The following is an 8,922-nucleotide window of genomic DNA, read 5'->3' on the forward strand; positions in this document are numbered from 1 at the left end:
GAATTCTACATATTTACGCGGTGATTTTGATTTGCAAAGATAGGAATATTATTTTTTGACAATTAATCCTTCTGATAAAGTGCTTGAGCATCAACATACAAAGTAGCTTCCGACGGTTTGTAAACGTATTTTTTAGAAACAAAATTACCCTCCGAATTCTTTTCCAAAATAATATTCGCTTCGTTTCCTATGAAAAGTTCGGCTTTGGATTGATCGTCATTCAACAAAATAAATGCGCTAATAATGGCTTCACCTTCTTTGGTTTCAATAGGATTCAAGCGAGTTCCTTCACTAAAAACCTGAATACAATTGTTCTTCAGAACGCTCCATGTTTGTCCTGCAGAACCTTTACACCCGTGTTTATCTTGATCATTTCCCACCATTTTTTGAGGTGCGTTGCAAGCCATTAAACTTCCAATTGCTACTAATAAGATTGTATTTTTCATATTTTAAATTTTCCAAGAACTAACAAAACTGGTGCTATTAAAGGCTGTTAAAAGAAATTTAGTATAAAAAAATTACTTCCAAAACTCATCGTTAAAATTATCTTTTTCATCGGAATGAATTTCTGCAAGAGCTTTTCCGATTTCTAAAAGCTGATTTTTATTTAGATTTTGCTCTAAATGTGGAAACCATTGTCGTTCTTCATACCGAATATGATCATCCAATAAATTCGCAAAAGCTTCAAAATTTTGAATACTAAGATTTTCAGAAATTTCATTGAATAAAACTTCCAAATCTTGATGCTCTTTCGCTACTCGATTTGAAAATTCATCTTTCAAATAAGGAAATAAAATCTCTTCTTCTTCTTTGAAATGTTCCTTCAAATGCTGATTCCAGAAATAATCAACATATTTTTGAATTCGAGAAAGTTCAACTTCTTTCTTTAAACCTTGACGGATTTTCCAGCAACACAGCAAACCAAAATGATGGTCATGTGAAAGTGGAATTATATTTTCGTTACGTTTCATGTTTTTTATTTTTTAAATTACTGTTACTTATTCTTTTTTCTTGATAAAAAAGAATCAAAAAATCAAGACTTGGAAATTCCAGCTAAAAATTCAAATGAAATCCTAAAATTTCTAAAACTCGCTCCAATACAATCCCAACCTTGCTCAAACACTCGAAATTTTTCACAGATTTAATTCAAATTTTCTTAACGCTTCCGTTTTCTAGGTCATTAATTTAACAATAAAAATTTTAAATAGGAAAAACTAAAAGCCTCACCAATTTCCAAAAAAACTGATGAGGCAACACTATTAAATTTAGTTTATCTCTTCTCTTTTAAAGACCATCCGAATTTTAATCCGATGATGAAAATCACCAATAATAATTCACCCAAAGCCAATAAAATATCTCCAGGAACACGCATCCATCTTAGGAAATGCATGATTTCGGTTTGCATAAATTCTGCAGATCTTGCGTACCAATAACCTTCTTGGATAGACGCTACAGCTTGCATAATTCCGATTGGGAGAATACTAATAGTCGTCATCACAAATAATCCGATATTCGTTAACCAAAATGCCCAACCAATCAATTTGTCATTCCAATGTCGATCTGGATACAAACCTCTCAAAATAAAGAGCATTAAACCAATTCCGAGGATTCCGTACACTCCAAATAATGCGGCGTGACCGTGAACTGCTGTTGTATTTAAACCTTGAATATAATACAACGCAATTGGTGGATTGATCGCAAATCCGAAGATTCCAGCGCCTAAAAAGTTCCAAAAACACATCGCAATGAAGCAGTAGATTGGCCATTTGTAGGCTTTAATCCATTTGGTGGATTTACTGATTTGATAGTTGTGATAGGCTTCGTAGCCAATTAACACCAGCGGAACAATTTCTAATGCACTAAACGTTGCTCCCAAAGCCAAAACTGCAGTTGGTGTTGCCGAGAAATACAAGTGATGGAAGGTTCCTAAAATTCCTCCTGCAAGGAAAATTATCGTTGAAAATAACACCGAAATTGTCGCTGATTTTAATCTTAACAAACCTAATCTTGTGAACAAGAATGCGGCAACAACGGTAGCAAAAACTTCGAAGAAACCTTCTACCCAAAGGTGAACCACCCACCATCTCCAATATTCGGCGATTGCCATGTGCGTTTGTCTTCCGTACATTAATCCAGCTCCGTAGAACATCGCGATAGCAACAGATGCAATTACGAAAAGCGTTAACATGTGGTGGTTTTCGTCCTTCTTGTTTAAAGCTGGAAGCAAAGCACGAATCATTAAAATCAACCAAAGAATTAAGCCTACTAATAATAAAATTTGCCACACTCTTCCCAATTCAACGTATTCGTAACCAGAATGTCCCCAAAGGAAATTGTCAACATAACCCAACTTTTGCATTACTCCTAACCATTGTCCAGCTAAAGAACCGAAAACAACTATTAACAAAGCTCCGAAGAGAATATTAACCCCTAGTTTTTGATATTTTGGTTCGTAGCCCGAAACCGCTGGCGCAATGTACAATCCTGTTGCTAACCAAGAAGTTGCAATCCAAAAAATGGCTAATTGAACATGCCAACTTCGAGAAACAGATTGTGGTAAAATTTCATCCAAAGGAATTCCGTAAAATGCACTTCCTTCCACGCCGTAATGCGCTGTGATAACGCCCGCTAACATTTGAACCAAAATCAAAAGTGCGACCACCCAAATATATTTTAAGGTTGCTCTCATTGAAGCAGTTGGTTTCATGTTTCGCAACGGATCGTCTAATGGTAAAGCTTCAGCAATTTCTTCTTCTTTATTTTTAGCATGATAGAAAACCAATGCGCCAACCCCAACTAAAAGCATCAAAATACTGAACCCAGACCATAAATGCAACGAACTTGACGGAATATTCCCAACCGTTGGATCGTGCGGCCAGTTGTTGGTGTACGAAACATTATCATTCGGTCGATTTGTGATACAAACCCAAGTTGTCCAAGAGAAAAAAGCGTTCATTTTATCCATTCTCGCTTGATCTTTGATGGTAAACTTCTGGATAGCGTATGCATCTCTAAGTTTTGCCATCGACGGGTCTCCCATGAATAATTTGGAATAATAATCTGCCAATTCCGCCTGTACTTTCGCACGTTCTGGTGAAATGGTAATCGTTTGCGTTGCTTCATCCAACGTATTGGTGCGGAGTTCTTTCTTTAATAAAGATTGATATTTCGCTTGTTCTTCGTCTGGAAGGTCTTTGTAAATTTTTCCATCCTTTTTAGCCAATTCATCCAATAAAAGTGTGGATTCACGATGCAGATAATCAGCTGTCCAATCGGGAGCGATGTAGGCGCCATGTCCCCAAATACTCCCAACCGTTTGTCCACCAATTGATTGCCATACATTTTGTCCATCCTTAACATCTTGACCTGTATAAAGCACTTTTCCATCAGTTGTAACCACTTTTTCTGGAATTGGTGGGACTTTACGATAGATATCTACGCCGTAAAAAATGAGAACCGCAAAGGAGGCAATGATGACAAAAGCGAGCCAACCCCATAATTTTTTAGGTGTCATAGTTTTGTTTTTTAGTTGTTAACCACAGAGAATTCCTTCTCTAATTCGATCGATTTTGGGAACAAAATGTTGTTTTCCAAATGAATGTGTGTGTGCAAATCGTTTTCGAAATCTTGAAGCATCGCAAACGTCACTCGATACGTGTTGCAAGCGTCTGCTGGAGGATTGTAGTTATTTGTTAATTGTGCGATTTTTTCTAATCTTTCGCCTTCAACGGTGTGTTCGTGTTTCATCATTTCCACGGGATTTTCTACCGTTCCGAAATGCGGTTGCTCAATCGCTTGACCTGAAATTTTAGAGTTCATCATTTTTCGAACAAATGGGAATAAAACCAATTCTTCTTTTTTAAGATGTGCTGCTAAATCCTGTGCGGAAGCATTAAACAAATCTCTAATTTCAAAAAGTTCGGGATGTCTATCGCCATGAACTTTACAAAGTTTATCCAAAAACTGCTGAATAATTGGTGTTTTCTCTTCAACATAACGGTGATGCGTTTTTTCCACATAATCCGCTAATAAGTCCAACGGCCAAGATTTAAAATCAATTCCGCTTGCACCTGAAGTTGGAAGATTCTCCAATTCAGAATAAATTTTATTCGGGTCCAAATCCTTTTTATCGCAAGCATCTTCGATGGTACGCCCACCCTTGCAACAAAAATCAATTCCATATTTCTTAAAAATAGCTGCCGTTCTAAAATCTTCCGCAACCATATCGCCTATTAAATCTGTTCTTGCGTTCATAATAAAATACTTTTTTATCCTTTATTGTTGTAAAATTTTTTGAAAAAACCTCATTGGAAATTCAACCAATGAGGTATTAGGTTTTATTTTTTCTGTGCTAAAATATATTTCACCATCTGTTTTGCATTGTCTTGACTCAATCCAGCATGCGGCGTCATCGGAATTTCGCCCCAAACACCTTTTCCACCTTCAATAATTTTCGTTGCTAGATGATCGATGTCGGCTTCTGTGTATTTTGCTGCCACTTCTTGATATGATGGTCCAACTAATTTCGCATCCACCTTATGACAAGAAAGACAATCGGTTCCTTCGACTAAGCTTTTTCCTTCCTCTTCAGGAGTCAAAGCAGCGGCTGGTTTTGTTGCTTCCGTTGGCTCTTCAATCATTTTGTTAGATTCTTGTTGTGGAGCTTCTGCTTCTACATTTTCTTTTTTAGAACAAGAAACGATGGCTAATGATGCTACTAATGCTGTTAATACTAATTTTTTCATAGCTGATTTATTTGTTTATTTTTAATTTATTTAATTTCACTTTTCACGGCTGAGACCGTTTTATCAATATCGATGTTGATGCCTTCTTTTTGATGAACCAACAAACCTTCCTTCGAAAACACACTAATTATATTGGAATGCGAAAAATCCATCGGGGAAATTTGTTTGTATTTCATCGCTAAAACATTGGCTAATTCTCGGGTATTGGCTTCGCTGCTTCGAATAAACAACCATTGATTTCCGTTAAGTTGATAGGTTTTTAAAAATTCCTGCATCTTTTCTGGCGTATCGTGTTCGGGATCAATAGAAATCAAAACATAGCGCAAATCTTCAGGATTTTTATGTCCAACTTTCGCTTCAATCGCCTTCATATCCAAGGTTAATTTTGGACAAGCCGTTTTACAAGAAGTGTAAACCATCACCATCGTTAAGACTTTTCCTTTTAAATCTTCCAGTTTTATTTTGGTTCCGTCTGCTTGTTCCCATTTTGATGATAAATTAAATATGGAATTCGGATCCAAATTCTCGCTTGATTTTTCTTGACAACTATTGAGAATTATCAAACTTAAACAAGCGGTTACGATAATTTTTAGTAGATTTTTCATTTTATAAATTTTAATTTAAATCCTTTGCACAACGGAATCCGAGATTGTTAACGGTATAATCGGCGTTCATACTTCCTCGCATCGCAAAGCGAATAAAGGCAGCATAATTTCTCAAATCCGAAGAAGTTACCGAAGCGCCTGCACAAAACAAGGTTTCGTTTGCTGCATTGTCTTTTCGAGATTCTCCCGTAATCATCACCGAATTAAAATCTTCCGTCCATTCCCAAATTGTTCCGTACATATCGTAAATTCCCCAAGCATTCGGTTGATGCTGCTTTACAGCTTGTTTGTACTTCCCCTTTTCTTGATACAAATTCAAAATACGTCTTGTAAATTCGGGATCTTCCGTGGCATCTTTTAGATTTTCATTGGCACGAGCGGCATATTCCCATTCGTCAACGGTTGGCAAACGTTTTCCGACACTTTCGGCATAGGCTTTCGCTGCAAACCAAGAAACATTGGTAACTGGCGCATCTGGACTTACATCGGCTGGAATTTCAAAATCACTTTTCCAATGTTTTAAATAAGTGCTATCTGCGTAGAGTTTCAGAACTTTACTTTTGGTCCATTGAGGATTCTTTTTCAAAAATTCGAGGTATTCAAAGTTAGTAACAGCAGTCTCGTCTAGCATAAAAGATGGCACAGTCGTCAAGCTATCACTTTCTTTTCCTACAAAAGCTCTGTACTGTCCGCCATCCACTTTCATCATTTTTTTATGGCTTGTAATACGAATGATGGATGGTTTTTCGCTTTCAATTTTTGTTATAGATTGTTTTTTACTACAACTAAAAACTAAAATCAAACTTAATATGTAAACGAGTTTTTTCATTTTTAAATTTAATCCTCAATGATGAACCAAAAGTTCAAAAAACTACTACTATGGATTATTTTTTAATTGATTTAAAAACTTTAGGATTTTCTTCACCCGTAATTTTAATTTTCCCCAAAGCACCTTTATTAAAGGCTCTAAAGATGGCATGATCAACAATTACGTATTCGCCCGGAACTTTAGAAGTAAATTCTACAATAGCTGCTCCACCAGGTGGAATTACGGTTGTTTGTACATTGTCATTAGTTTTTGAACCACCTTCGATGTAAACTTTGTCGAAAATTTGACCAATAACATGGAAAGAAGAAGTTAAATTTGGACCTCCATTTCCGACGAAGAATCTAACGCTTTCACCCACTTTTGCTTGAAGTTCGCCTTCGCCTAGTAAAGCACCAGTTTTCCCGTTAAACACTACATATTCTGGATGTTCTGCAATGGCTTTATCCATATCAAATTCTTGTAATCCTTTGTCTCCATATTTTCCTTTGGTGTAGAAATCGCCCTGCATAATGTAGAATTCTTTGTCCACTTTTGGAAGTCCACCTTCTGGTTCAATTAAAATCAAACCGTACATTCCGTTCGCAATGTGCATTCCCACAGGCGCCGTCGCACAGTGATAGACATACAAGCCTGGATTTAAAGCTTTAAAATTAAATACCGCTTCTTTTCCCGGCGCTACAAAAGTAGCTTCTGCTCCACCACCAGGACCATTAACAGCATGCAAGTCGATATTGTGTGGAAAAGCTGAGTTTTCGTTATTTTTTAAATGAAATTCAATCTCGTCGCCAACTCTCGCTCGAATAAAATTTCCGGGAACTGTTCCACCGAAGGTCCAGAAATTATATTGAGTACCATCGGCTAATTCGCCAACTTTTTCGATGGTTTCCATACGAACGATTAATTTTTTCGCAGCACGATCTCCGATTGGTGCAGGAACATTGGGTGCAGAAGTTAATTTTGCTTCTTCGGCAGCACCAGAAACGGCAATATTTTCGGTACTTCCAGATTTAGAAGTAGAACTAGAATCTGAAGCGTTCTGTTTACAAGCATTTAATGAGAGGCCAGCCAGAACAATTGCTAATGGAATAATGTATTTTTTCATGTTAGTGAGAGGTTTTTAATGATTCTAAAACAAGTTTTGATTGTATATTTTTTCTTTCTAAAACTAATATTGGTAATACAATTAGTAAAATAACTTTTGCAACTTCGGCATAGATAAAATAATCATGAAGCGCCGTTGGCGGAAGTCCTTTTCCTGAAGCTAAAACATCTGCTCGAGCGTCTAAAATTGGGAGCATCCAAAATTTTTCTAAACCTAATATCAGTGCTAAAAGAAAGAAGTTGATTAATAATTTGATGTTTAATTTTTCTTTATTAAATAGGAAACTTAAACCCATAAATACGATGAGCACCATTTGAATATTGGTCGAAATCCCAAACATAATTTTCCCTAATTCTAGTGCGATTGGAAGCGTCATTCCTGGAACTTGAAATTTAAAAGGCGTTTCTAAAAAGCTTACCGCCAAAACCAAACCCAGCCAAAAGCAAGAAATCGCAAAAACTAGAGGATATTTAACTTGAGTTTTCATGTTTAATATTTTAATACCTTTTTATCTTTTATTTAATTAAAAAAATATATTTTAGATTTCTATCTTTTCAAAAATGCTTCCTGAGCATCCAATTGGTCAACAAAATCTCCAATTTTCATATCGTTAAGCATCTTTTGAAGATTATTTCTAATATGTTTGAATTCGTTATGAACGGGGCAAGGATGCGTTTCCGAACATTCTTTAAGTCCTAAGGCGCAACCCGAAAAAATCTTGTCGCCGTCCATTTCTTTAACAATTTCCGCCAAAGATCGATTAAGACTAATATTATCTAAATAAAAACCTCCAGTTGGACCTTTCGCAGATTGCACAAAACCTTTTCTGCTGAGATCTTGTAGAATTTTTGCTATGAAATATTCGGGAGAATCTATGCCTGCAGCAATATCTTTAATACCGATTCTTCCCCCATCTTTCGTCTGTTGGGTGATGTAGATTAAGGCTCTTAAAGCGTATTCGCAAGTTTTGGAAAACATTTCTTCTATTTTTCTATTACAAATGTAAAACTATTTTTCAAATAAAAGATAAAAAACTCTTCTATTTAATTATGACAATTCTCAGTTTATTTTTTCGCAGGAATAATGTATTTAACCGCAAATTGAACTGTAGAAAAATTAGCTTCAAAATTAAATTTACTTTTATTAAATTTAGTTTCTTTATAATGTACATTGCTGTAACCGATTTCTCCAATACTAGCCGCAATTTTCCAACGTCGGTTCACAAAATAATCAATTCCGGGTTTTAGATTAATTCCATAACTCGTAAAAGAATTTTTTGTATGATTCAGCTCTACTCCATTACTTTCTAAAGTCAGAAATTGCTTTGTAGAACCAAACTCTAAAGGGAAATCCAGTTGACAAAACAAACTAAATCGTTCGTCCAAAACCCAAAACTTTCGAAGCGATGGCGTCACAACAAATGAGGCTGTCTCAAAAGGACAGTCTTTTTTTTGTGCTTTGTTTAAAAATCCGATTTTTGAAGTTTTCTATTTTGAATTTTTGAAAAATAAAGCTAAAAAAGTCAAAAAAATAGTCTATTTCAGGCTGCTTTTGCCATTTTTTTGAGATTATGGGCAATGGCCAGAATGCCGATTTCTACCTCGACCTTGGTTTTTCCTCGAAGCATAAAGCGTTTAAAGT

At 35.8% G+C, this 8,922-nt stretch carries 12 protein-coding genes; all 12 read right to left on the minus strand.

Translation table 11 applies throughout. The features are described from left to right. Positions 1-62: 62 nt before the first annotated feature. Positions 63-446 carry a hypothetical protein gene (locus RT037_RS12190; protein WP_312323733.1) on the minus strand — a complete coding sequence of 128 codons (384 nt, stop codon included), beginning with the start codon at positions 444-446 and terminating at the stop codon, positions 63-65. Positions 447-518: 72 nt separating this feature from the next. Beyond that, complete coding sequence (locus RT037_RS12195; RefSeq protein ID WP_312323734.1) at positions 519-971, minus strand: hemerythrin domain-containing protein; 453 nt, start codon at positions 969-971, stop codon at positions 519-521. A 299-nt stretch (positions 972-1,270) separates the two neighbouring features. Beyond that, the gene (locus tag RT037_RS12200; protein WP_313031731.1) at positions 1,271-3,514 is read right to left on the minus strand and encodes a nitric-oxide reductase large subunit; all 2,244 of its coding nucleotides are present in this window, start codon (positions 3,512-3,514) and stop codon (positions 1,271-1,273) included. Between the two features lie 11 nt (positions 3,515-3,525). After that, positions 3,526-4,254 carry an iron-sulfur cluster repair di-iron protein gene (gene ric / locus RT037_RS12205; protein ID WP_312323927.1) on the minus strand — a complete coding sequence of 243 codons (729 nt, stop codon included), beginning with the start codon at positions 4,252-4,254 and terminating at the stop codon, positions 3,526-3,528. Between the two features lie 83 nt (positions 4,255-4,337). After that, positions 4,338-4,745 carry a c-type cytochrome gene (locus tag RT037_RS12210; protein WP_312323925.1) on the minus strand — a complete coding sequence of 136 codons (408 nt, stop codon included), beginning with the start codon at positions 4,743-4,745 and terminating at the stop codon, positions 4,338-4,340. Between the two features lie 26 nt (positions 4,746-4,771). Continuing rightward, a complete protein-coding gene (locus RT037_RS12215) occupies positions 4,772-5,350 on the minus strand; it encodes an SCO family protein (protein WP_313031740.1) in 579 nt (192 codons plus the stop codon). Between the two features lie 10 nt (positions 5,351-5,360). After that, positions 5,361-6,179 carry a formylglycine-generating enzyme family protein gene (locus tag RT037_RS12220; protein WP_313031742.1) on the minus strand — a complete coding sequence of 273 codons (819 nt, stop codon included), beginning with the start codon at positions 6,177-6,179 and terminating at the stop codon, positions 5,361-5,363. 55 nt (positions 6,180-6,234) lie between these two features. Next, positions 6,235-7,281 carry a copper-containing nitrite reductase gene (nirK, locus tag RT037_RS12225; RefSeq protein ID WP_313031744.1) on the minus strand — a complete coding sequence of 349 codons (1,047 nt, stop codon included), beginning with the start codon at positions 7,279-7,281 and terminating at the stop codon, positions 6,235-6,237. 1 nt (position 7,282) lies between these two features. Then, complete coding sequence (locus RT037_RS12230; RefSeq protein WP_313031745.1) at positions 7,283-7,768, minus strand: hypothetical protein; 486 nt, start codon at positions 7,766-7,768, stop codon at positions 7,283-7,285. 59 nt (positions 7,769-7,827) lie between these two features. Beyond that, positions 7,828-8,259 (minus strand): Rrf2 family transcriptional regulator, encoded by a 432-nt coding sequence (locus RT037_RS12235; protein ID WP_313031747.1) that lies wholly within the window; start codon positions 8,257-8,259, stop codon positions 7,828-7,830. 86 nt (positions 8,260-8,345) lie between these two features. After that, positions 8,346-8,666, minus strand: coding sequence for a hypothetical protein (locus RT037_RS12240; protein ID WP_313031750.1), 321 nt, complete (start codon positions 8,664-8,666; stop codon positions 8,346-8,348). Positions 8,667-8,821: 155 nt separating this feature from the next. Beyond that, complete coding sequence (locus RT037_RS13915; RefSeq protein WP_409529561.1) at positions 8,822-8,908, minus strand: hypothetical protein; 87 nt, start codon at positions 8,906-8,908, stop codon at positions 8,822-8,824. Between the last annotated feature and the right edge of the window lie 14 nt (positions 8,909-8,922).

Origin of the sequence: Soonwooa sp. (assembly GCF_032062245.1) — a bacterium.
Lineage (GTDB): Bacteria > Bacteroidota > Bacteroidia > Flavobacteriales > Weeksellaceae > Soonwooa.